Genomic DNA, 26959 nt, shown 5'->3' on the forward strand with positions numbered 1-26959 from the left:
TGATTAATAGGGCAGAACGAAGAGTAACAACTGAATATTTTATATTCAAATAACACCTTGGGTAATAATTACAGTTATTAATCAAAGAAAATATTTTCAGTTGTTACATTTGCTTGGTGATAAAAGTCACATTAAGGAATTTGTAGGCAGATTAGGTTATTTACCAAAACGCTCTTTCAGTAACAAAAAAGCAAACTTTGAATTTGTCACCAAATAACGCTTCCACATTCTTCTTGGCTCTTGAATCACTCGGTAAAACCACTCCAAACCAGCGTTTTGCATCCAGACTGGGGCTCGATTGACTTTGCCAGCAACCACATCAAATGTCCCACCTACGCCCATCACGAAGTCAACACCTAGTTCATCGCGCCATTTATTAATGAAGTTTTCTTTCTTTGGCGATGTGATGGCCACAAACAGCAATTTTGCCCCGGACTGTTTGATCTTTTTGACTAAAGCTTCTTCGTTATCCCAAAAATAGCCGTGGTGGTATCCCGCGATATTAAGCTCTGGGTGCTTGGCCTGCATAACTTGAGCCGTCTTCTCTACCACGTCTTGTTTTGCTCCCAGGAAAAACACAGGGAACGCTTCCGTTTCCGCCATGGCATTGAGGTTATGAAACAGATCCACACCCGCAACGCGCTCAGGAATCTTATGACCAACAAATCGTGCACCCCATACAACCCCCATACCATCAATATTGATGATGTCACACTCGGTCACAGATTGTGCCAGCTCCTGATCTTTTTTCATGTTGACTAACTTGGCAACATTGACAACCACATGTTGAGTAAACGTTCCGGTTTCAATACGATGTTTAATCGATTCAACGGTTTGTGCCATGGTCATTGTGTCCATTGGACTGCCCAAGAATGTCACTCGACTCATGACTTTTCTCCTTTGTGGTTCTTTAAATAAATACTCATCGACAAGTACATCCAAGCTTGAGTCCACCGTACATAGTTAATCGTGTTGGTTGTACGGGCGGTCTTTTGATAAACAAATTGTTTTTTGTCTGAGAGGTAAAGCTCTTGGACAGACCAGTTGAGTACTTGACCTGCCATGTCCAAATCTTTTTGCGTTCCCCCTACCTTAATCAAGGTGATCGCTGCTTGAGCGACTGAGTGGGGGTCAAGTGGATACCGGTTATTATGGTAGTATTTTGCAGTCCCATCTGCTTCAAAAAGGTGCGTTTTGTAATAAGCCAGTCCATGGTCAATCGACTCGTCAAACTCGTCGGTTTGCAGTGAATGTTTCAGTTCGTACAACGCTTCGAGGTTATAACCAGTATGAAAACCATCAATAAACTGATGGTGACTGCGAGCACCGTACACCCAACTACCATCAGCAGACTGCTCGTTAACACTTTGCCAAGCAACCGTTCGCGCAAGCTCTTGATATTTAGCATTGGCGGTTTCAGAACCAACAAACCCAACCCATGCTGCGGCCCACAGACTCGCGTTATGAACAAACGCTTTTTCTCCCGGAATATAGGCAAAAAATTGGCGTTGCTGATCTTCTGTGTATAAGTGCTCAACAATAAAATCCGCACTGGAACATGCCGCATCAACATAGCGTTGGTTGTTGATCAGTTTTCCAAGGTCGAACAACGCTCTGCTTACGTAGATGGTTGATATGACGTTGGGTTTACCCTTGGGTACAAAAAAGGCCCGTGCTTTCCAGTCAAAGTGGTATCCCCAGCAGGAAGCGCCCCATGTTTCTGCACTGCACTGATTCTCCATCAACCAGTCGGCTAGTTTCTGAGCTTCTTCAAGTAAGCGAGTCTCCTGATTAGCCTGATATTGCTCTAGCATCCCTGAGATAAATAAAGCAACCCCTTTCGGGTTGCGCTTTTTCAGAACTCCCAGAAAGTGGCGCATATTAACATTCGAGCGTTTGAACATCTGAATCCATGCAAGGCCGAATAGTGAATTGCGTAAACGCGGGAAAGTATCGAAAAGACGAGCATTTAATCCGTCAAATGGATCAAAACCTGCAAAGTCATTGTTAATCGCGTCGTCTAAAAGTGAACAACGAATGTCATTGATCATGCGCGGCTCCTTTGGCGAAGCACGGCATCATAAATACGCTGCACCTGAGGAATGATTGCTTGTACAGAAAAGTGCTGATCGAATTTCTGTTTCGCATTTTGGGTATAATGTTGATTCATTTCTTGATTAGTCAGTAGTTCAATAAGCGCATCAGCCAAGGCCTCTGAGTCCCCAGCTTCTACGAGAGTGCCCTCCTTGCCATGAGATATCGCATCAGGAATACCACCAGCGTAAGTGGACACTACGGCAATACCAGCCGACATCGCCTCCAACACGCCCATTGGAAATCCTTCGTTGTAGCTAGGCAGGCAATAAATTTGAGTCTGTCTCAGTAAGTCGAGCTTGTGGTGACCAGAAACCCATCCCAAAAACTCTACATGGGATTCAAGCCCTAAATCCCGTGCCATCGCACGGTACTTTTCAACTTCGCCATCTCCTCCGATCACAAGCTTAGCGTCAGGGCATTGCTGTTTGACTCTAACCATGGCTGTGAGGAGGTCATGAACGCCCTTGCGCTCACCCACTCTTCCTAGAAAGCTGATGGTTGATGAAGAAGTAGCGGAAGCATTAAGCTCAAGTGATGGCACGGCGTTATACACCAACTGGAAATGCTCCGAACGACGAAAAGTCTCTCTCGCCCAGTCAATCCACTGAGAAGATAGAACAATCACCACATCTGACATTTCAAAAGTGTCACGAATGTGTTTCTTTCTATTTTCATCGCACTCATTCGCATAGAAATCACGAAACTCAGCGCCGTGTAAGTGCAAGATCACTTTACCACCCAGCACTTTAATCAATCGCACAAGTACTGATTTGCGTAAGTAGCTTCCTCTTGAGGCAACATGAATGTGGGTTAATCCAACGCGATAAAACACAAAGTAGAACAAAACTTTAATCAATGCGTTGATATAAAGCAGCAATGCTCCAACGCCACCCAGTCGATTATTGGTAGAATGAGTAGCGATCAGTCTTACCGCATTGTCAGCAAAAAAACCGGATTGATGATAAACACTCAAGACCGTTGCAATTCCACCCTGTCCTTTAATGTCAGTCGCAATGGTCAGATTGATGGTTTTTTTCAAAATTTATTCTCCACACTGCATACTGCCTGACGCACTTTGCCATTTTTCGTTCTCGGTAATGCATCCACTCGTATCACATCAACTTGCATGCTCTGTCCAACGCGCTCATTAGTGTTGGTGATGAGTTGCTGTTCCTGCTGCGTCGTAAACTTGGCTTCATCAACGACAGCTAATACTTTGATTGATTCTGCTTTTTCTTGCACAAACTGACAGCTTATTAGCCCCTCTATACCTTTTGGTATATGGTTGAGGATGTGGATTTTCTGCCCATCTTCACCCAGCAGGAAGTCGCCCACACGCCCTTCGATTTTCTCGATCACAGGATAAGTTCGTCCACATGGACAACATTGCTCTGATGAAAGCACAACGTGATCCCCGTGCGATAGCGTATTAGGGGATAAAGTGCATTGTTGTAGTTCGAACCAACAATCTCATGTTTACCATCACCACAGTCTAGAAATTCAACATGCGAATAATCGGAAATCAGGTGATAATTGCCATGCTCACAACTACCTATTGCCGCGACACGCTCAAACAACCCATACCAATCAAACACCTTGCACTGAAAACGTTTCTCAATGACCTCCCTATCTTCTTGTGAGAGGGATTCCGAAGAGGTCACGATAGATTTTAATTTGCCTCGGTAATACCAGTCCTTACTTTCTAGGAACTTGGCGAGCGTAGCGATTGAGGATGGATACGCTTGGATGATATCAACGCCATACTCTTCCATTGCTGTCAGATAATCTGGAATCGCATCCGCTGTCAGATGAAACGACGACATTAGAATCATGTTTTCAAAGATAGAATAGCGCCAATAAGGGCCAAATTTCTGAGATAGTGGCACGACTACATCACCACGAATCCACGCTCGCTTGTCGCCTTTTTGGTAGCCCGCCCACTCTAAATGACGAGAGACAAACGCCTGCTCCCTAAGCACCGAATTGAGATCTTGTGGGATCGAGAGAGGCGTACCTGTTGTGCCACTGGTACTGCCCTTCACTGTCACTTTAGGTTTGATCTGTGTGTTGAGAAAAGCATCCGGCGAGGCTTTGACATCTTGTTTATCAATAAACGCAAACTGCTCTAGATGTTGATGTTCTCCATAAGCAGCAGTACCTTTCGCGCGTAGCAATGCCGCTTCAAGTTGCTTATCACAAAAGGCCTTGAGTGCATCATGAGAGTATTCATTTTCTCTAAGCTGACGCTTCAAACCTGCGACACGTTTTTCACTACGAATGGCCGCACGCACTAGGTCTCGTAAAGACACCATTACGTTCTGAATAAATATTGGCGATTTCTTATATATCGACGAGGTATACACGTTACTATCCCCTAGCCACGGAGGTCCTGAAGGAATGGTGCTGTCCCTTCAACGTCAGAACGATTGTCATGAATGTCATAATCGTTGTCTTTTACCCAGCCAATAATTTTGGCTGGAACCCCACCAACAATGGCACCTTCTGGGACGCTTTTTGTCACCACACTATTTGCGCCGATGATCGCATTGTCACCAACAATAATTGGGCCAATGAGTATGCTATTGGGGCCAAGATAAACACGATGACCTATTCGAGGTACCTCTCGATAAGGGCCTTTACCCGCTGTTTTGCAACCGACACCTATGCTGCACATTTCTCCAATCACCGTTCGGTCATGAAGTAATACGCCCATCCCTTTGTAAGCAAACATGCTCCCTTTACCAATCTGACACTTGGCAGAGACTCGACTTCCATATATAACGAATATAAATAGCTGAAATATTTCGGGAATTATCGGTACTTTTTTTAGATAGAACCAACGTGCGATGCGATATAGAACGATAGCATTAGGCATGTGAACAACCTGAGTTTAAATGAGAATTCTGAGGAGCTAGCAACCTTTCCCTAAGTGACTTAGCTAAGTACAGACAAGTGAAAAGTAGAAGCAATGCTGGGGTTTTTGTTGTAAGAGAGTTATTGGTAATACTGACCAGAGCAAAAGACAAGATAGTTACGCGTTCAATGTAGTTGCCTGTTACAGCAAAGTAGCCCAAAGGCATAAAAACCGTCACAAACAGAGGCACAGCGCCTACAAGCCCAAAAGTGAAAACCCAACCGACCAAATAGTTTTCTATGACATCAATGTCTAAGTAGAGCTCAATCGACTCAAGTAGACGATGGCTAGCACCAAATATCCACTCTCGAACACTTAATTGATCGATTAAGTAGAATACGTCTAATCTAGCCGACGCACTGCCATCAATATAGAGCTTTGATGCAATTCGTTCCGTAATGCCAGACTCAACCAGCAGGTACGCACCAACCCAGAATGCGACATATCCGATCAGCATAAAAAGAGCGATTTTTTGTTTATTGTCAGGAATGCCCTGAGTGATGGCTTTCCACAGCATGGGAGCAAAGGACACCGATACCGCAAAAATAAAGATCGCTAACGCGGCTCTACCGCCGAATGCGAACAACGCAAGCGCAACAATCAATATATACACAAAGCTGGGTAGCTTGGTTTTGTTAGCAACGAGCAGCGCAATGCTGACCGTTATCAGTGCGTTGTTAAGCGGGTGAGTCAGAAATGCCGTTGAACGAAAGAAAGAAAATTCCTGAAACTCAACATTGACCAGACGAAAATGGAGCATATATTCCATCACCGCCACAAGCGAGTTAAGCAATATTAGGTAAGCAATCAGATTGAGTAGAAAAGACTTTTGATTATCTTTAAGGTAAGCCAGTAACGGCACGATCAACACTGGCGCTAAAAACGTATTGACTAAATAGGCCATCCCTGAAGAACCATGAATAGCAAAGCCATATAGGATCACGAACACGTTGCATGCCAACGCAATCAGCCAAAAAACGGTAATAGCTGCCTAAACGGTGAGAGATTCCTTTCATCCCATCACACAGAAAAACCAATCCAAACCCCAGCAAAACCAGATAAGAGTACAAATGGATTTTAAATAGCGGTGATCCCCTTGAGATACGTACGGTACCCCAAGGTCTTCTAACATGTAACCGCCAAGGAGAATCGATGATGTAATAGCGACAAAAGGTAGCAGATAGATCTTAGACAACACGTCGTCTACCCCTCAGCTTGAGTAGAGATGAACGAATCTCAAAACTGTTCAACAGAAAATGCACCAGAACATAAGTGACCAAAGCTATACCAATCGAAATAATGAGAACCAAGACATCGTTGATAGAACCAAGGAGTGGCTGAACAACAAGAATCGCTAGCGCCATCACACCTGATGCGATAACTGTTTTTAGCGCTGATTCGGGAACAGGGTATCGATATCCAGCCTTACAACCAACAAAGGCGGTTATCAACAGACCAACAAACATGGCCAATAGAATGCCGATTGCTGCTCCCAGCGCACCCAATTGAGGAATAAGAGCAAAAGCTGCCAACACTTGTACAAGTAATACCACCGCCATAATCAAAGGTACGTACTTGGTTTGTAGTGTGAACTGCAAACCATGATCAAAGAAATGCGCACGTAAATTAAACAGTAAAGCGGCAGCGGCGACCAAGTAAAACGTGGTTATGTCGATGTCTGCGTACGCGTCACCAAGGAAAATACCCACTAGTGCGGGAGCGAGTAAACACAGGCCTATAGTCGCGGGCAAGCTGAGTGCAAACAGCAAGCCGCTATACATCTTATGCTTAGCAATTAGGCGCGTCCTGTCTTCGGTAAGCTTGGTGAGTTCTGGGTAAAGCGGTAGAGCAATGGCCATAAAAACCAATGCCATAATGCCGAATAAAAGATTCGCAATCGCGGCATACTGCCCTGCTTGTTCAAGCCCAGTGAGATTAGCAATAAATAGACGGTCGCTCCTTGCTGCCAGTATGCCCAGTAGGCCAGACAACATAAGTGGTGCGCCGTATGAGAATAGCGCTTTTTTCAACGTGGTTTCTGGAATATGTTTTCTATTCCACTCTAAGGCACTAGCACATATTGCAAACCCTACCAAATAACTCACTACTAAAGAGACCATCGCCATTTCTAAGGTAGGCGTTAGTGAGAGTAGTAGTACAGTGACGAAGATCGACAGGATAGCCTGCATCATGACAGATCGGCGGTAATGACCCGCTTTTTGGTTTACACGCGCATATTCAATCACGAACAAATAGAGGGCTTTAGTAACGAAAAAAGCGTACACCGCAAAAAAAGACGCGCCATTCAAACTCTGCCAGCAAGGCAATCAAAGCGCCAACAACAAAGAAAGAGAAGAGAAGATTACCAATCAACCAACGAATAAGCGTCGCGCCGATCTGCTTCTGCCGAGCCGGTTCAGCACTCGGGTAGAATCGAATCAGACAATTATTGATCCACTGTACTAACACGGAGCGCGATGCTTCGACTATGACCATTAAGACAGCAAGCAAGCCATATTCTTCAGGTAATAGAAAACGAGTCTGTACTGCAATAAGTGCAAACAGACTTAAAGCAGAAAAGATCTGAACAGGAGCATAGGTGAACAACTTTTTGATCACAACAACTCTCCGTAGAGCTTTTGATACTCATCGACCACAGCACGTGGTGAAAACTTCGCTTTCAAAGATTCAGTATCCACCGCAGGTAAATCGCGCAAAAACTGCAAAACGTTTTCAGTTTCTTTTTCAGAACCATCGGCCAGTGTGTAGTGCACACCAGCAGCACGGAAGTAGGTTTCTTCTTCCTGTAAGATACCCACTTTAGTCGCGATAACAGGTAGACCAGAAGCCAGCTTTTCCAGCGGTGCAAGACCAAATGTTTCCTCTCGGGAAAGAAAGACTCCAACATCAGAGTCTGCATAAACCTGCTTAATCTGTTCAACATTCATCGGGCCAAGCCAAGCCACTTTTTCCGAAGCACCTAATTCTTCTGCCAGCATGTTAAGCTCTCTGGCATAATTCTCGTCGACAGGACCAATAATCTGTAGCTCAACATCAACTGTATTCGCTAACTGAGACAACAACCTGATGATCCGGTCGACTTGCTTGCGTGGTGAGATTAAAGAGCAAGTCACCAAACGTAATGTCTCTGACGTTGATCTTTTTGTTTGCTTAAAGTAAACGTCATTCACCGGATTGCCCACCTTGTGCGCTTTTGCACGCAAAGCGTTTGGTAAAGAATCAAACAAGATATCACCAACATAAGTTAACCGATCCGCAGATCGTAAACTGAATGCTGGAAGCACGGTTTCAAAAATTAAGTTGTTGAGCCAACTACGACGTTTTCTAGCGACTTTGCCCAATGAGTGCAAGGTAATCACAGAGTGAGCATTACCAGTTGGTAACAAAGGTAGACTCGGCAGGTGGCTGTGGATCACGTCAGGCTGAAAGCGACGAGCAAGCTCACGTAGCTTAACGTTCTGAAAAACAAAGCCTGGTACAGGTACCCCTAGAATTTTCCCTTTGCTAGCAATGAAAGTGATATGAGTTCGCTCATTGAGCTGAATCCTTTGGTTCAACTCTTGTTGAGAAGAACCTACCTTAATTGCCAGAATTTCATACTCAAAACCCTTAGGCGCGCTGAACTCAAGTGACTGAACTATTTGCTGACAGACGGAGTCAACGCCTCCGGCATTATCACTTCCCCATTTAAGGGTACTCAATGGCATCACTAGGAGGACTTTTTTCATCATCGAACCTTTAGCGAGAAGGCTCAGAGAGTGAATGACTGAGCCACTTCACTCTCTGACTCATATCACGCCAGAACACCTCTTGTATCAATGACCACTTTCTTGCTGAAAGCGAGTTTGTCTGCGGCTTTGAACTGCTTATGATCGACAAGGACCACAACCACATTCGCTACTTCAAGAGCACGCTCCAGATCCATAAATTCAACTCCCGCTTTAACGAGGTTTTCAGGCAGCGAAGCAATGTTAGGCTCGACAGCGATCACCTGACCAACATTTTCATTGGCAAGCTGAGTGGTAATGTCCAGCGCAGGGCTCTCACGCAAGTCATCAATGTCCGCTTTAAACGCCAAGCCTAAACAAGCGATCACTGGCTTTTTAAATTCATCCGCGGCTTGTTTAACCTGATCAATCACCCAAAGAGGCTTGCCATCATTAACTTCACGAGCCATTGCAATCACTTTTGCTTCATCTGGGCAGCTGTTGACGATGAACCATGGGTCAACAGCGATACAATGTCCACCGACACCAGGGCCTGGGTTAAGAATATTCACACGTGGGTGGCGATTAGAAAGCTTGATCAGTTCCCAAACATTGATCTTCAATTTTTCACAAATAAGGGACAGTTCATTGGCGAAAGCAATATTCACATCACGGAATGAGTTTTCAGTCAGCTTAGCCATTTCCGCCGTACGAGAATTCGTGAGAATACATTCTCCGCGCACAAAGGTTTGATAAAGTTCAACAGCACGCTTATTACAGGCATCGCTCATGCCGCCAATCACGCGATCGTTGCTCACCAGCTCCTGTAGGACATAACCCGGTAAAACACGCTCAGGGCAATGGGCAACTTTAATATCAGCAGCATCTCCACTTTGCTGTGGGAACGTCAGGTCAGGGCGAGCTTCTGCTAACCAGCCAGCCATTTTTTCAGTAGCCCCCACTGGTGAGGTACTTTCCAGTACCACTAAGTTACCTTTTTCAAGTACTGGCGCAATCGCCTTAGCCGCACTCTCTATATAACTCAGATCTGGCTCGTGGTTCTCGCCTTTAAATGGTGTCGGAACCGCAACCATAAAGGCATCGGCGGCTTCAGGAACGGTTGTTGCCTTTAGTTTACCTGTCATTACCGCACTGCGAACAACGATATCCAAATCCGGTTCAACAATATGGATCTCACCCTGATTAATGGTATCCACTGCATGCTGGTTGACATCAATACCGATAACTTCAATTCCTCGAGAAGCGATCACCGCAGCGGTTGGCAAGCCGATGTAACCCAAGCCGACAACTGAAACCTTGTTAAACATTGTGTGTTCCTTAATCTTTAAAGCGCTAAAATATCTGCAATTCTTTGGCAAGCCAGACCGTCACCATACGGATTGTGGGCCTGACTCATGGATTCATAAGCTGTTTGATCAGTCAAAAGCTGAGTTAGCTCGCGACAAATCAAATCGCTGTCCGTACCTACCAGTTTGACCGTTCCGGCTTCCACAGCTTCAGGTCTTTCAGTGGTATCTCGCATAACCAAAACGGGTTTACCGAGAGATGGAGCCTCTTCCTGTATACCGCCAGAGTCCGTCAATATGATGTGAGCCTTATTCATCAGATAAACAAATGGCAGATACTGTTGAGGCTCGACTAAATGAATGTTTGGAATATTTTTGAGCAAGCGATTGACTGGTTCTTGTACGTTCGGGTTTAGATGAACCGGATACAAAATCTGGCAATCTGGATGACGCAATGCGGTATCAGACAGTGCCTGACAGATGCGTTCAAAACCGCCACCAAAGCTTTCTCTTCTATGGCCAGTCACCAAAATCAGTTTCTTGTCGGACTCAAGCATTGGGAACACACTGTCTAGTGTTGCTCTAAGATCTGCATCGTTTTCAATCTTGTCGCGGATCATGAACAGCGCATCGATAACCGTGTTACCCGTGACGTGAACATCAGCCGCTGGTACGTTCTCATTAACGAGATTATTTTGTGATGTGTTGGTTGGTGCGAAATGGAAATTCGCTAGGCAACCAGTGAGTTTCCGGTTTCCTTCTTCAGGCCATGGTGAGTAGATGTTTCCAGTTCGAAGACCAGCCTCAACATGGCCAACCTGAATTTGCTGGTAATATGAGGCGAGCGTTGCGCCCAAAGTTGTTGCTGTGTCCCCGTGAACCAAAACCACATCAGGTTTAAACTCGCTGAGCACACCTTCCATACCTGTCAAAATCTTGGTCGTTACCGTTGTCAGTGTTTGACCCGGTTCCATGATATCAAGGTCATAATCGGGCTCTACGTGGAAGAGCTCTAATACTTGATGCAGCATCTCTCTGTGCTGTCCAGTGACACATACTTTGGTTTCAAATCGAGCATCACTTTTCATTTGGTGAACCAAAGGCGCCATTTTTATTGCTTCTGGTCGCGTCCCAAACGTAATCAAAACCTTTTTCACAACACTTGTTCCCTGAATTTAGCCAAGAATCATTTATCGCTGCCGATAAAACTTAAAATAAAATTTGCCCAACTGAACCTGCGCTCAGCCAGACAAAAAGAAAAATACGAGAAATAAAAATGAGCCTTATAACGATGAAAAACAGGATATCAATGAATAAACCATCGTTCTGGCGCGTCTCATTTTTAATAACTGGGCAACTAATTTTATGCCGCTGTTGACGTTATATAATTGAGTACGTCGTCGCTGCCTTGTTCAATCAGTTCAAACACTTTCTGGTGACGAATTCGACTCCCCTTGTAAGGATCAGGGATTTCATTTTCATCAATATCTGAATACGAAAGGAACAGAGCAAGCTTGTTTCTGTACTCCCTAGGACAGAGGTCATACAATGCGGCAAGATTGGCTCTATCTGCTGCTAACACCATGTCATAGTGAGAAAAATCTTCTTTCTTTACCTGAGTAGCCGTCAAGCCATTTAGGCTGTAGCCATACTTATCCGCCAAAGCTTGCACTTGTTTGTCTGGTGAGTTACCAACCTGATCACGAATTGTTCCTGCACTGGCAATATTAACAACGATGCCACGCTGCTGTGCTTTTGTTTTCAGAACAACTTCAGCGAGTGGTGAGCGGCATATATTGCCCATACAGACAACAAGGATAGAAGGCAAACTTCCCATAATGACTAACCAATTTTATATATTATTGTTGCAAACTATAAATCGGCTATAGGTTATCTTATCGGTGTTATCGAAGTTGTCTCAATTTTGAGTATGCAAAGCATTTAGCAAAGATAAATTTAAGCATTAACTCTAATCATACTCCGTTGTAATTTGATCCTAATCCCTTGCGCCAAAGAGACGCTCAATCTTCCAACAACTTATTGTTACTTAGCCATGGGCTATCTATATCGTTTTATTTATGTGATAAAAATGTTGAAAACCAGTAATTTAAATTGATATCTCTGTGAGCAACATCTTAGAACGTCCTTTCCATTCTAGCTGATCCATATTGTGTGACAGTTAACTAAGAAATTTATCCTTCAGCTTCTGACAATAACCTTATCCATAATAGTTCTAAGGAAATCCTCTATGTTGTATGTTGAGTTTCTCTTCCTGTTGTTGATGCTCTATATCGGTTCACGCTACGGGGGAATCGGTTTAGGCGTTGTGTCAGGAATTGGGTTGGTCATTGAAGTCTTCATCTTTAAGATGCCCCCCACATCACCACCTGTAACCGTCATGTTGATCATTCTTGCAGTCGTGACTTGTGCATCTATCTTAGAAGCTGCTGGTGGTCTGAAGTATATGTTGCAGGTGGCCGAAAGGCTCCTGCGCAAGAATCCTAAACGCGTCACACTCATCGCCCCTTTTGTCACTTACTCAATGACTTTTCTCTTGGGTACTGGCCATGCTGTCTATTCCATCATGCCTATCATTGGCGATGTGGCCCTAAAGAATGGCATTCGTCCTGAGCGACCGATGGCTGCTTCTTCAGTGGCTTCTCAGATAGCGATTACCGCATCACCTATATCTGCAGCTGTGGTCTACTACCTCGCTCAGCTTGCCGATATTCAGCATGACATCACTTTGCTATCCATCCTGATGGTGACAGTTCCTGCAACACTGTTTGGTACTCTGCTGATGTCTCTCTACAGCCTGAAGCGAGGAAAAGAGCTGAACGATGACCCAGAGTATCAAGCGAGGCTCAAAGATCCCGAATGGCGCAAGCGCATCGACAGCACAACCGCTACATCTCTCGACGAAGTATTGCCAACTTCAGCACGTAACGCAGTCCTCATTTTTCTCGCCTCGATCGTCACCATTGTCATTATTGCGATGGTGCCGGAAATTCGTACTATCGTTGAAGGCGATAAGCCAATAAAAATGTCAGTCATCATCCAGATGATGATGCTGTGTTTTGGTGGTGTAATCTTGCTGGCAACCAAAACCGACCCCCGAGATGTCCCCAACGGCGTGGTTTTTAAGTCTGGTATGGTCGCCGCTATTGCCATCTTTGGTATTGCATGGATGTCCGACACTTACTTTAAATATGCCATGCCTCAATTTCGATCAGGTATCGTTGAAATGGTGACCAGCTACCCTTGGACATTCGCTCTGGCGCTGTTCATCGTTTCTGTTGTGGTCAACTCACAAGCAGCAACTGCTCGTATGATGCTCCCTGTCGGTCTCGGGCTCGGCCTCAGATCCTGCCCTATTGATTGGTTTGATGCCTGCCGTTTATGGCTATTTCTTCATCCCGAATTACCCTTCGGATATCGCCACGGTGAACTTTGATACTTCCGGGACAACCAAAATCGGTAAGTGGTATTTCAACCATTCATTTATGTCTGTCGGCTTGATAGGTGTGATTGGGGCATGCTGCCTGGGATATGTGCTAGGTCAGGTTGTTATCGGTTAAAAGCATGAGATAAAACAAAGCGCCCTCAACCTAGCCTGAACAAGGTTGAGGGCGCTTTTCTATCCAGAATTACTGATCGTGGATGATAATGTGCTGATCAAGCAAGGTCGATATAATTTGCGAGGAATCCATGCTGTTGAAGTCAATTTGTTGACCTAAATCCTCCACCAGAATGGTTTGCTCTCCATTTCCATTGCCATCAGGGTGCACTTTAAGTTCAATATCATCTCCATCAACTAACTTTGCATCCAAATGGGACAGTAAAGTATCCATATCCACATTCGCTTGCTTCAGTTCAGGTAACACTTCACGCAGGTCAATCTGATCTCCTTCAGCAATACTGAAATCGGTAATAGTGTCCGTCGCACCATCATCAATTTCATGCCAAATAAAGGTATCTTCACCAGTTCCACCTGTCAGAATATCTGAACCTAAACCACCATCAAGAATATCGTCACCAGCGCCGCCCAGTAAGGTGTCATCGCCAGCACCACCGATGAGAGTATCATTGCCAGTGCCTCCTTCGATTCGATCGTCACCGGAACCGGCCTGCAACTCGATACCTTCGTCACTTCCCAATAGCTGGTTATCTTCGCTAGAGGAAGAAACATCAATATCGGAGGTATCATTGGTCACGTTAAGGTTGATATCAATAGGTGCTGATTCAGCCATAGAACTATCCGTTTCAGTCGACACCGCGGTCAATTGAATGGTATGCGAGCCTTCCTGAACACCAACGATAGAGACGCTATCAATATCGTCTGCTGGCACCACGACTTTGCCACCTACTGGAACGAGTGTTCCTGACGATGTTTCCACCGTCGCTCCTGCAGGGAGGCCCGATAACTCAAGAGAGAGAACTTCATGGACATCCGTGAGTGCCGCAACGATCCCCAATAGAGCGATACCATTATTGCTTGCTGTTAGGCTGGCATTAATGTTCTTCACATAATTGTTATCCGCCGCAATCGATAGGGTTGGCGCGTTGGCAACAGGCGTAATCGTGATCGGTTTTTGCGTTGTCTCAGACATCACCATACCTGAAGGGTTACCTGAATCCGTCGCGGTAATGGTAAGCATCACACTGTCAGATGACGCGTGCGTCGCATCAAAGGTTACGCCAGTGCCTGCAGATGGAGAGTCCAACAGTGCATTCAGTTCTCCAATGGTGCCCGTCAATGTAATTGAACTGCCTGACGGCGGAGTTGCTGTGATTGAAGAACCTGCAGGTAGGGTGACATTCAGTTGTCCAAAATCGACACTGAGCGTGACTGTCATAGCATCATTAGCAAATGCGTCGACATAGTCTGCATCACTAACGGAGATTCCACTGAGCAACTGGCCCGAAGACTCATTGACGAGGGTCGTAATGTCGTCCACATCAATCTCAGGCTTATCATTTACTCCAATCACAGACAGTGAAACCGTGCCTGTATCTTGAAGGAAGTCATTGACCCCGTTCGTTGTACCATTGTCCTCAATGGTATAGCTGATGGACACATCACCATTAAAGTCATCTGCTGCCGTAAACGTCCAAGAAACACCGTCAGGGTTAAGAGTCAGCGTACCTTGCTCTGCGGGAACCGAGATGGACTTCACCACCAAATCATCACCATCAATGTCATTGCTAGCAGCAATCAGTTGCGCAGCGGTAATCTGAATACTGCCTTCTTCAAGAATATCCCCTAGATCAAGATCACCCGCTTGAGGCTCATCATTGACTTCAGAGACATGAATCACCAATGACGTTTCGTTGGTATTTGAGGTATCTGGGTTTGCAGCATCCACCGAACCCACATTGCCGTGATCGTCGATGTGGGCCGTCACATTAACGCCATCAGTGTCGATCAAATCATTGCTGTTTTCATCTGGCTTGAACGTGACGAGGTCTTGAGCAAGAGCCGAATTGATATCAGCGACTTTACCCGTAATTGTCACAGTCTGACCGGATACATCCACCGAGACAGTGAGTCCATTGTTCGAAGCTATCGTGGTATTTTGGAATAACTCACCGCTGTCTACATTTAAAGTCAACGTGTATTGCGCATCAGGATCATCAAGGCTAGAGTCAACATCGGACACAGTGAAGCCTTTAATCGTCACGACAGTATCTTCTGCGGTCTGGATATCAGCAATATTGTTGAACTCTGGGCGGTCATTCACCGCTTCAACATCAACATCGACATTAAAGACCTGATTCGTTGTCGGGCCGAGATATTCATTGCCATCTGCGTCTTTGTCCACTGACTGGACGGTAATTTTCAGGCGGTCTTCATTCCAAGTTCCTTTGTTATGGTCCCCAGAATTAAACACAATCTTATCGACTTCCTGAGCATCGACACGTAGCTCCCATTTACCATTGCCTAGATTGGTTGCAGGTGTCACACCATCTGGATAGTAAATCGTCGCACCATCCGGTACTTGCTCAACAGTGATTAACAATGTTTCGGGCTGATCCTGAGCAGAATCACCCGGTAACAGATCGGTTTTATCAACGATACTCGCGTTGATAGCAATGTCGATGTTCTCACCTTCATTACCAGTCACGCTGCTTGTTGGGTCAATGTCTACCACATCGCCAACAGGGATAACATCAATGGTGAATTGCCCTTGATGTGCAGTCGGCGCTTGTAACAGATGCTCTTGAGTGAACACGGTAATGCCAATATCGGCAGTGCCACTGAAATGCTCTGCTGGGCGAATCGAAATCGCTGACAGATCGATTTCTGTAGCGCTCGGGTCTGTCAATTGAATGACCCATTCACCACCACCACTGTTCTTAACGACAAAGTCAGATGAAGTACTGGTTACCGTAAAGTCATCAGGCACACCCGTTAGTTTGGCTGAAAGGAATTGCTCTGAGCCATCCGTGTCATTCAATGCGAGCGACAATCCAGAGCCACCTGAAGTGAGAGAAATGTCGGTATCTTCATCACCAACCACAACGATATTGTCCGCTACGGTTGGCATAGTGACAGGGTCTAGGACCGGCGTGATATCAATGTCCACGTTCTGCGTGAAGGTGCGCGCACTACCCGTATTAGAAACTTGCGTCGTACCTGTGGTGTCGAAAGTGGTTTGGTCGACCACAGTGCCTTTCACAGTAAAGGAGATTGAATTACCACTGCTATCCGTCGGATAGTTTTCTTTAGGAACAAAGTACAAGCCATCCAATGCCGCCTGAATGACCGCAGGATCGCTAGAATCAACGACAAACACACTGCTGTCTGGCTGAATCGGGTCGCCATTCACATCAGCGAAATAACCCAAGCTGGAATCAGGTAACGTGATTTCAACTCTCGTCAGTGTTTCTTGGCCTTGGTGACTATCGTTGCGAACATCTGCCAAATCAATATCAAGAGCTAACTTAATAAGATTATCTTCCAGTGCATTAGCGTCCAGCTGAGTACCCGTGCCTTTTTCAACTGAAGTCGCACTCAGGCTTATTTCAGGAGTGACATCGCTGTCAAGAGGCTGCCCCTGCTCGCCCGCTCCCGACGCGATATCAACGACCGGTGTCACAGCGACAGGGATATTAAGCTCAACACGATTCTCATCACCTGACGCTTTATCCGTGGTGACGAAGGTAATCGGCAAGTTGAAGTCACCTGCATAATCTTCAGGCAGTTCTAGTTTGAGGCCATCAGGAATAGAAATACTGCCATCAGGGTTGACGGTTGCCTCAAACAGATAAAGATTATTGGCAAAATCGTACTCAGCCCCAATGACCTTCAGACCACTGACTTCTGCCGGAATATCGCTCGGGTCGATCACAATGGTGAACTGGTCCGCGACATTATCCGCAGTACTCACATTGCTACCATCGACACCAATTTGAACAACATTGCCTATTTGACTACTAAGGTCAACGTAGTTGTCTTCGACTCCCGTGATAATGGCGTCTGGAGTAGTCACTTGCTCAATCACTGCTGCTTCGCTGTTTTGACCAGCGACACTGCTAGGGAATGTCAGATCTATCGTGGTCGATTTTTCACTGACAGGTCCATTTTCGTTTTCATCCCCCTTGTCGTAGACTTCAGCGACAAATTCAACCTTCAAGGTGCTGCTTGGTAGACCGTTGCTATCGGTATAATTTAAACCGTTAGGTGCAACGATACTGAAGTTTTCTTCGTTGGTCACTGTCCAAGAGCCATCACCATTATTCACAGCACCTGTGACGAACAGTTGATCCAAATCGTCGCCTGAAATCCCAACAAAACGAACCACCACTTCTTTGACTAGTTCATCCGAACTCGGATCAAGATCTTCAAAGACAATAACATTCGCATCACCATTTTGATCGTTGATAGTGAAGTCTATACGACCATCATCATCCGTATCGTCAATCGTGGTAACAACGGCATTATTAGATTTGACTTGAAGATCACCATCACTCTCGATAATTGGCCTAACTACAACGGTGAGTGAACCCGTCACTTCTTTAGGGGCTACACTGTCCCCATTATTATCGGCGTCATGCTCTTCGATGACCAATTTGGTCTGTAAATTCATGTCGACGCTAGAGTCTTCTGGTGGCTTAACACGCACCACAGGTTGGTTGGCGTTTTCATCCAAACCAGTGATGGTTAAAGTATTGGTAACATCATCATAAATCGCGGTGCCGCCTGTGTAGTTAGCCACTGGAACGCCATCAATCGTAATTTCAACACCGTCAGGGAAACCAGAAATAGTAATGGATGAGACGAACTCATAATCACGATCATTGGTATCTGGTGCTCTGTCAGGGTTCTCTGCATTTGGCAGATTCCAAGGGACGACAATAAAGCTGTCTTCGTTACCTGTAGAAGTCCTGGTGTAAGCGTCATCACTACCACCAGCGTCAATGACAGGAACCACTTTAACTAGGATGCTACCATCCACTTCTCTAATATGCCCATCGTTCTCCGTCACGATGACTTTGGTCGTGATATTGATGTCTTCCGTCGAATGTTTTGGCGGTTCAACCGTAATACCTGAACGGTATTGCTCCTGCGTAATATTGGCCTGATAAATTGGGCCATTAGCATCACTACCTACATATACCAAGTCAATTGCACCACCATTACTGTCGTACAATTGAACACCATCCGGAATATCTGAGAGAAGCACCGTTATCGATTCAGAGTTATCACTGACACCATCTTTTTCTTCGCCAGATAAGACAGCAAAGCTCAACTCAATACTGGAGTTTTCATTGATGACAACCTGTGCACCTGCATTACCATTGCCGTCTGTGTAGCTGTACCAAGTATCAAGCACAGCACCAGTATCAGGCACATCAGGTATATCTGGGATGTAAGGGATATCAGCAACACCTTTGACAGACACGTGAACGGTTTTACCTGCCCCCATGTCGACCACATTGGTCACCTGGGATCCGTCGCCAAGCGTTGCGGTATCTTTCACCACACCTGTCGCTTCAAAGGTAAAGTTCTCGTTGGAATGTAATGGTGGCTGAATCTCTACCTTGTCTAAGTCAGATTGTGCAATCTCATAGTAGCTCCCACTGCCATCGGTGATCAGTGGTAGCGGATCACCTGAACTCACCCAACGAACTTCAAATCCAGCTAGCGGCTGACCATTTTCGTCAGTGAAATCAGACAAACGAACATACAGTACTTCAGAGGTATCTCCCGGAGTATCGATATCAACCGTTGAGTTAAGCGTGATGACTTTGTCGAGTGTAAACGGTTCATGATCTGCTTCTGGATCGATTGTGTTCTGGCTCGCTGCATTATCCTCAAAAATGGCTATCCGATTGACGGAGAAACTGCTGTCATCTGCTACTGGCGTAACATTAAACACCAGCTCTTGCACCACGGATTCTGCTGAGTCTTTACCTGAAACTGCATTGGAGTCTTCTTCAGTCAACGCTTTGGCGTCAAACTTAATCGCTCCAGAAAAGTTATCCCTCGGATTTAGCTGAACATTGTTGATATCGTCAGAGCTGATCAAATAAACACCCGGCGATGACTCTGCAATAACGTTGCCTGATGCATCCAGTAACTCAAACTCGCCTTGACCTTGAGTCACTTCAAGACGGTAAGTAATCGTCTCTGGATTACTGGTATCTTGTGTCACCGCACTCAAGTTGAGCGTCTGATGAGCACCATCCTCTATTAGCGTGTATTCGTAGGTGCTATTGGCATCATCCCAGGTGGCAATATCCGCAACACTTTCTACTTCAATTCTGAAGCTCGAATTCAGCTTATGATCCAACGTACCATCGTTGTCAATTTCAAGCTGGTACTTGATCTGGATACCTGATTCATCGGTCGAGTAGTTTCGGTCCGGTACAAAATACAGGTTGGTGATCGTGGTGATTTGATCGCCATCACCATTCACACTCGATGTCTGATCAATCAAAGAGCCATCAATGTAGATTTTGCCTCTGTTGTTTGGTTCAAGTTCGACGTATTGGCTGCCGTCAAAGTAGTAGAAGGTACCGTGGTGATCTCCCGCCTTGATCGTCATGCCACCAATAGATTCGTTGTTATCCGCATCATACAAATTCGCTTGAAGCAAAATCTGTGTTGGGGAGTCAAGACCCGTAATACCGCTCTGGTTATCCTGAACGTTAGCGGTATCAACGGTATTCGGATTATTTGGATCGTAGTCAATCGACGGATCGCGACCAGATTCTTCGAAAGTCGTAACTTTGAGAGCGATTGCTGACGCTTTCCTATCGACGATGGTCAGATCTAATTGCGCCGTTGAGGTATCTTTGTCTCCATCCGTCGCCGTCACGTCAATACTAAAATCAAACGTATCACCATCATGTTCTAGGTTATCGTACGCTTTGAAACGGATGTCACCATTAGAATTGACTCTCAGCTCACCCAGTTCGCGGATATCTCTTGTTCCGTTACCAGTATCGTATTCTTCGTACACTTTGATCGTTTGATTACCAGACTGAATATCAACACTATCGACATAGGTACCATTTTCACCGCCAAATTTAATCACTGAAGTACCGTCTGTAGTCCCTTCAATCAAAGTAATAGCAGCGTCATCAGCCCCTTTATCGGTCGAGGCTTCAAACATATTCACTGTCTTGAAGCCACTGCCTTCAACTCTAGAAATCGAATGATCAGTCAACAATGGAACATCATCGACAACAGTAATTGGCAAGGTAATCTCAGCGGACTCATCTCCATCAAAATCTGTCGCTTTGATTGTAAAGTCGATTTGGACGCTGTTTTCACCCGCACCGTCTGGATGATCAAGAGGTTTAAGTAATTCAAATTGATAGCTGTTGTCTGATATATCAAAAACAATTCTAAATACTGGCTCATGACCATTTTCAGTCATTGCTGTATAAGTGAACGTCGTGCCACTGGTTTGTACAGCAGCCCACTCAAGCGCTTCGCCGTCAGCAGATAAGCCATCTAACGTATCATTTGCATTCGTTAACTCATATTCCACAACGCTGTCAGCGCCTTCAGTGATAACGAAGTTACCGTTGATCGTGGTGTCTTCAGAGCGATCCGAACCGATACCCACTAGGTTATCTTCGTCGACAGATGTTTCCCCTGTCGTCCCCGTTAGTACAGGTTGATCATCAATGACTTCAATTGGCAGGCGAACAGCAGGTGAGGTGTCGTTGTCTTTATCGATCGCAACCACATCAAACGGAATGGTCAACGTATCGCTGTTTTGTGCATGGTCCAAAGCTTTAAATTGGGTGTAAGTGTAATCACCGTTGTCAGACAGCACTAAAGTAAAGATCACTTGACCCCCAGCCACACCTTGATAAGTGGTCGCGCCAGCAACGCCGTTCACCTCAGAAATCGTCACTGCTTGACCGTTAGACGTTAGAGCATTTTGTGTATCAGTTATATTCACCAACTCATAGGCAACAACACCATCAGCCCCTTGTGAGGTGACAAAACTGCCTGTCGCAACAGCGACTGCACCTGACGAATCAGAACCTGCTGCCGTGTCATCTTCGTCAACGACAAACGTGCTTGATGGGTCAATAGATCGAATAGTTGGGCTATCATCGCCAATCGTCACAGGCAAGGTAATGCGGTCGGTGTCGCCATCGGTGTCGGTCGCCACCACGGTGAAATCAAGGTGTTCACTGTCGCTGTTGGCATCATGGTCAATCGGACCTTTCAACTCAAAGGTGTAGCTGCCGTCTGGGCGTAGCGTCAGGACAAACACGTCACCCTCCGCGCTGGAAGCCGTGTACGTCGCCACACCATTGGCATCAATGGATTCAGAGAGCGTGACCGCTTTGCCCTGAGAGGTCAGGCCATCAATCGGGTTAGTGGTCAGGTCAAGCTGGTAGCTCACGACCTTATCCGCACCTTCAAGTGTGGTGAAGTCTCCGTCTTGACTCACGCGTGTCGCGTCTGGGCTAGTGCCACTGGCTAAGTCATTCTCATTGAGGATTAACGCCTCCGCCGAGGCGATGTTCGGGCTATCATCGCCAATCGTCACAGGCAAGGTAATACGGTCGGTGTCGCCATCGGTGTCGGTCGCCACCACGGTGAAATCAAGGCGTTCACTGTCGCTGTTAGCGTCATGGTCAATCGGACCTTTCAACTCAAAGGTGTAGCTGCCATCAGGACGCAACGTCAGGACAAACACGTCACCATCAGTGCTTGAAGCCGTGTAGGTCGCCACACCATTGGCATCAATGGATTCAGAGAGCGTGACCGCTTTACCCTGAGAAGTCAGGCCATCGATCGGGTTGGTGGTCAGGTCAAGCTGGTAGCTCACGACCTTATCCGCACCTTCAAGCGTGGTGAAGTCTCCGTCTTGGCTCACGCCCGTCGCGTCCGGGCTAGTGCCACTGGCTAAGTCATTCTCATTGAGGATCAACGCCTCCGCCGAGGCGATGTTCGGGCTATCATCGCCAATCGTGACTGGCAGCGTGATGCTATCGGTGTCACCATCGGTATCGGTCGCCACCACAGTAAAGTTAATCAGCTCACTGTCGCTGTTGGCGTCATGGTCAATCGGACCTTTCAGTTCAAAGGTGTAGCTGCCATCAGGGCGCAACGTCAGCACAAACACGTCGCCATCAGTGCTTGAAGCCGTGTACGTCGCGACGCCATTCGCATCAATGGATTCAGAGAGCGTGACCGCTTTGCCCTGAGAAGTCAGGCCATCAATCGGGTTGGTGGTCAGGTCAAGCTGGTAGCTCACGACCTTATCCGCACCTTCAAGCGTGGTGAAGTCTCCGTCTTGGCTCACTCCCGTCGCGTCTGGGCTAGTGCCACTGGCTAAGTCATTCTCATTGAGGATTAACGCCTCCGCCGAGGCGATGTTCGGACTATCGTCGCCAATCGTCACAGGCAGGGTAATACGGTCAGTGTCACCATCGGTGTCGGTCGCCACCACAGTAAAGTTAATCAGCTCACTGTCGCTGTTGGCATCATGGTCAATCGGACCTTTCAGCTCAAAGGTGTAGCTGCCATCAGGGCGCAACGTCAGCACAAACACGTCGCCATCAGTGCTTGAAGCCGTGTACGTCGCCACACCATTGGCACCGATGGATTCAGAGAGCGTGACCGCTTTGCCCTGAGAAGTCAGGCCATCAATCGGGTTGGTGGTCAGGTCAAGCTGGTAGCTCACGACCTTATCCGCACCTTCAAGCGTGGTGAAGTCTCCGTCTTGGCTCACTCCCGTCGCGTCTGGGCTAGTGCCACTGGCTAAGTCATTCTCATTGAGGATCAACGCCTCCGCCGAGGCGATGTTCGGGCTATCGTCGCCAATCGTCACAGGCAGGGTAATACGGTCAGTATCACCATCGGTGTCGGTCGCCACCACGGTGAAATCAAAGCGTTCACTGTCGCTGTTGGCATCATGGTCAATCGGACCTTTCAGCTCAAAGGTGTAGCTGCCATCAGGGCGCAATGTCAGTACAAACACATCACCGTCCACACTGGAAGCCGTGTAGGTCGCCACACCACTCGCATCGATGGACTCAGAGAGCGTGACCGCTTTGCCCTGAGAAGTCAGGCCATCAATCGGGTTAGTGGTCAGGTCAAGCTGGTAGCTCACGACCTTATCCGCACCTTCAAGCGTGGTGAAGTCTCCGTCTTGACTCACGCGTGTCGCGTCTGGGCTAGTGCCACTGGCTAAGTCATTCTCATTGAGGATTAACGCCTCCGCCGAGGCGATGTTCGGGCTATCGTCGCCAATCGTCACAGGCAAGGTAATACGGTCAGTATCACCATCGGTGTCGGTCGCCACCACGGTGAAATCAAAGCGTTCACTGTCGCTGTTGGCATCATGGTCAATCGGACCTTTCAGTTCAAAGGTGTAGCTGCCATCAGGGCGCAACGTCAGGACAAACACGTCACCATCAGTGCTTGAAGCCGTGTAGGTCGCCACACCATTGGCATCAATGGATTCAGAGAGCGTGACCGCTTTGCCCTGAGAAGTCAGGCCATCAATCGGGTTGGTGGTCAGGTCAAGCTCGTAGCTCACGACCTTATCCGCACCTTCAAGCGTGGTGAAGTCTCCGTCTTGGCTCACGCCCGTCGCGTCCGGGCTAGTGCCACTGGCTAAGTCATTCTCATTGAGGATCAACGCCTCCGCCGAGGCGATGTTCGGGCTATCATCGCCAATCGTGACTGGCAGCGTGATGCTATCGGTGTCACCATCGGTATCGGTCGCCACCACAGTAAAGTTAATCAGCTCACTGTCGCTGTTGGCATCATGGTCAATCGGACCTTTCAGCTCAAAGGTGTAGCTGCCATCAGGGCGCAACGTCAGGACAAACACGTCACCATCAGTGCTTGAAGCCGTGTAGGTCGCCACACCATTGGCATCAATGGATTCAGAGAGCGTGACCGCTTTACCCTGAGAAGTCAGGCCATCGATCGGGTTGGTGGTCAGGTCAAGCTGGTAGCTCACGACCTTATCCGCACCTTCAAGCGTGGTGAAGTCTCCGTCTTGGCTCACGCCCGTCGCGTCCGGGCTAGTGCCACTGGCTAAGTCATTCTCATTGAGGATTAACGCCTCAGCATGGGTTATCGAAGGCGCATCATCGACAATATTTACAGAAATATTTTGGGCAGCAGTATCACCATCATTATCTTTGGCAATAACCGCGAAATTCAATGTTTGATCATCAGCATTCACCGCATGATCAATTGGTCCTTTTAACTCAAATGAGTAGGTACCATCTCCATTTATTGTCAGGACAAATACATCCTGAGCAGAGGTTGAAGCGGTATAGGTATAAGTATTTGTTGCGCTGTCATAGGTTTCGCTCAGTGATACCGCCAAGCCATCGGACTTCAAACCCGCTACTGGATTAGAGTTCGTATCGAGTCGGTATTCAACCACCGTATCTGCACCTTCAGTTACAGTAAACTGACCGTTTGCCGTCAAAGAAGCCGCGTCTGGTGAGGAACCTGAAGCGAGGTCATCTTCGTCAAGAGACAAAGCGTCAGCACCGCTAATCGTCGGTGCATCATCTTTCACTTGGATGAGAATCTTGCCTGCTTGTTCAGAACCCGTACCACCAGCTAATTCAGAACGGTCACCATCCGCATCAACCGCGTAAACTGGGAGTTCAATCGTCAATGACTCATCGCTCACACCTAAATGATCAAGCTGTTCAAACAAGGTAAATTCGTAATCACCCTGCGCAGGTGAATCCACCTTAATTTCGAACACTGTGACACGGCTTCCGTTGAGCTCAATCACACCTTCATACGTTCGAACACCGTTCTCATTAGCCTTTATCTCAAGGGTGACCTGCTGTCCCTGTGAAGTCAGTGAGCCATCGATATTGAACTCGCTTGGCTCCAGTTCAAAGTGATCGATAATATCGCTGCCTGCGGTGGCTGTAATAGAACCACTACCCGAGACTGCTACTGTGCCGACTTGCGAACCACCAGCGACACCTGATTCATCAAGGCTCAACCCATCAACATTGGTAATAACAGGGTTGTCGCCGTCAGTAATCTCAATATTAATGTCATTAGTTACCGTATCCTGATCGTAATCTACGATAGTGGTAGGCAGCGAAAGAGAAATCGTATCAGAGCCATTGTGTTCCAGAGGTTTAAACTGCTGGTACTCATACTGCCCCTGCGTATCAACGCTAACCGTCAGTACGGTCTCCCTGAACCATCAGCCGTTAACGTAATTGTTGTCCCGTCATCTGACAGCGTTGCCGTCGTGGTTTGATTATCACTGAGTAAGCCATCAAATTGCTGAAGTGCAGAACTGTCAAACCTTACTGAGGCCAGTGCATCACTGCCAATTTCAACGAATTCACCTTGAATCAAGGTTGAGTCAGACTCGACGTTCTGAACATTGGTCGTTTGAGGTGTTGGATTAACGCCATCGCCGATTGAAACCTGTGCATCAATCGGTGCTTGGATGGCATTGCCACCAGAATCAGCACCAGTAATTCCAAAGCTGACTACGATCTGATCATCGCTGATCGCGACTTGTCCACCACCAACAGAATCTAGATGATCAATAGGTTGGCTTACTGTTGTGGTCAGTTCTAGGCTGACATCTTTGCCAACCGAGGTGGTATCAATATCAATGCGCAGTACTTCGCCTTGGTCGTTGACACCAATAATCGCATTTTCAGCGGCGTCATAAGTAAACGTAACGGCTTCGCCTGACGAGCTAATATCAGAGTTGAGTTCAGCCAGCAGACTGGCGAGGGATGCCGATTCAGGGGTAAAACTAGCAGCATCGAGGGGAAGATCGCCCGCGAAAATAGTGACTGTTGTTGTTGCTGTTTGTGGGTATGTGCCACCTGATAGAGAACCTTCTGTCAAGGTTTCTGAAATGCTTTGACCGCCGGCAGCAAATACTAACGTTCTTAGCTCATCCTCTGTCTCTTCTGCATCGTCTTGTGCTTGCGCAGATGTTTCGAAGAAAGTGCTTGCCAACACCTCGGTACCATTATAGTCAATAGTAACAAAGCCTCCATTAGCCGAACTAGCGCCACCAGCTCCTGCTGCTGTCGCTTCTAGAATTTGAGTCGGGTCAGCCCCTTCCAAAATTGCGTCTTGAATCGCTGCAATATCACCCTCACTCAACGCATCGTCGCCGATTTGAGTAAAGTCAAATCCAATGTCGCCGTTCACTTGTTCAGTATGCCAAGCGTTACCAGCAACATTATCCAACTCTAAAGAGATAGTATTTTCATCTACAAATGAAGCGACACCGCCAGCATTCAGTACCACAGAAGCATGACGAGCGGTGATCATTATTTCATTCGACTGGATAGTCTCGCCTTGAACGACTTTTCTCGCAGTACCATCTGGCTTAACGGCAATGACGTCACCATTTACTTCTTCTACGATACGAGCCTGGCGTACAATTTCGACTTCCATACTTATCCCC

At 46.7% G+C, this 26959-nt stretch carries 8 protein-coding genes and 5 pseudogenes; 1 reads left to right on the forward strand and 12 read right to left on the reverse strand.

Features of this window, described 5'->3' with window-relative positions:
• Positions 1 to 156: 156 nt before the first annotated feature.
• The 11 genes and pseudogenes from KW548_18870 to KW548_18920 form a co-directional block, all read right to left on the reverse strand.
• Entirely contained in the window at positions 157 to 888 is a 732-nt protein-coding gene (locus KW548_18870; protein ID QXX09141.1) for a WecB/TagA/CpsF family glycosyltransferase, read from the reverse strand.
• A complete protein-coding gene (locus KW548_18875; GenBank protein QXX09142.1) occupies positions 885 to 2051 on the reverse strand; it encodes an aspartate-semialdehyde dehydrogenase in 1167 nt (388 codons plus the stop codon). The genes KW548_18870 and KW548_18875 overlap by 4 nt, the downstream gene beginning before the upstream one ends.
• Positions 2048 to 3136: a glycosyltransferase family 4 protein gene (locus KW548_18880; GenBank protein ID QXX09143.1), complete on the reverse strand. Its 1089-nt coding sequence runs from the start codon at positions 3134 to 3136 to the stop codon at positions 2048 to 2050. The genes KW548_18875 and KW548_18880 overlap by 4 nt, the downstream gene beginning before the upstream one ends.
• A pseudogene (locus KW548_18885) lies at positions 3133 to 4460 on the reverse strand (phenylacetate--CoA ligase family protein). Before KW548_18885 ends, KW548_18880 begins: the two are co-directional and overlap by 4 nt.
• 11 nt (positions 4461 to 4471) lie before the next feature.
• Positions 4472 to 4972, reverse strand: a complete 501-nt coding sequence (locus tag KW548_18890) for a serine acetyltransferase (protein ID QXX09144.1) — start codon at positions 4970 to 4972, stop codon at positions 4472 to 4474.
• Positions 4965 to 6209 (reverse strand): annotated as a pseudogene (locus KW548_18895) (VpsF family polysaccharide biosynthesis protein). Before KW548_18895 ends, KW548_18890 begins: the two are co-directional and overlap by 8 nt.
• Positions 6199 to 7630: pseudogene (locus KW548_18900) on the reverse strand (oligosaccharide flippase family protein). Before KW548_18900 ends, KW548_18895 begins: the two co-directional pseudogenes overlap by 11 nt.
• The gene (locus KW548_18905; GenBank protein ID QXX09463.1) at positions 7627 to 8760 is read right to left on the reverse strand and encodes a VpsD family glycosyltransferase; all 1134 of its coding nucleotides are present in this window, start codon (positions 8758 to 8760) and stop codon (positions 7627 to 7629) included. Before KW548_18905 ends, KW548_18900 begins: the two are co-directional and overlap by 4 nt.
• A gap of 65 nt (positions 8761 to 8825) precedes the next feature.
• On the reverse strand, positions 8826 to 10067 hold the full coding sequence (gene vpsB / locus KW548_18910) for a UDP-N-acetyl-D-mannosamine dehydrogenase VpsB (GenBank protein QXX09145.1): 1242 nt from the start codon (positions 10065 to 10067) through the stop codon (positions 8826 to 8828).
• 17 nt (positions 10068 to 10084) lie between these two features.
• Entirely contained in the window at positions 10085 to 11203 is a 1119-nt protein-coding gene (gene wecB / locus KW548_18915; GenBank protein QXX09146.1) for a UDP-N-acetylglucosamine 2-epimerase (non-hydrolyzing), read from the reverse strand.
• A 206-nt stretch (positions 11204 to 11409) separates the two neighbouring features.
• A complete protein-coding gene (locus KW548_18920) occupies positions 11410 to 11874 on the reverse strand; it encodes a low molecular weight phosphotyrosine protein phosphatase (protein QXX09464.1) in 465 nt (154 codons plus the stop codon).
• Between the two features lie 420 nt (positions 11875 to 12294).
• Between KW548_18920 and KW548_18925 the strand changes: the two are divergent.
• Positions 12295 to 13624, forward strand: a pseudogene (locus KW548_18925) (anaerobic C4-dicarboxylate transporter).
• Positions 13625 to 13693: 69 nt separating this feature from the next.
• Here the strand turns inward: KW548_18925 and KW548_18930 are convergent.
• Positions 13694 to 26949: pseudogene (locus tag KW548_18930) on the reverse strand (retention module-containing protein).
• Positions 26950 to 26959 lie beyond the last annotated feature (10 nt).

Origin of the sequence: Vibrio neptunius (genome assembly GCA_019339365.1) — a bacterium.
Lineage (GTDB): Bacteria > Pseudomonadota > Gammaproteobacteria > Enterobacterales > Vibrionaceae > Vibrio > Vibrio neptunius.

Bases quoted from the DNA above. Each gene is read 5' to 3' on its own strand.
- KW548_18870 (QXX09141.1), bottom strand. From the start codon at position 888: ATGAGTCGAGTGACATTCTTGGGCAGTCCAATGGACACAATGACCATG.
- KW548_18875 (QXX09142.1), bottom strand. From the start codon at position 2,051: ATGATCAATGACATTCGTTGTTCACTTTTAGACGACGCGATTAACAAT.
- KW548_18890 (QXX09144.1), bottom strand. From the start codon at position 4,972: ATGCCTAATGCTATCGTTCTATATCGCATCGCACGTTGGTTCTATCTA.
- KW548_18905 (QXX09463.1), bottom strand. From the start codon at position 8,760: ATGAAAAAAGTCCTCCTAGTGATGCCATTGAGTACCCTTAAATGGGGA.
- vpsB (QXX09145.1), bottom strand. From the start codon at position 10,067: ATGTTTAACAAGGTTTCAGTTGTCGGCTTGGGTTACATCGGCTTGCCA.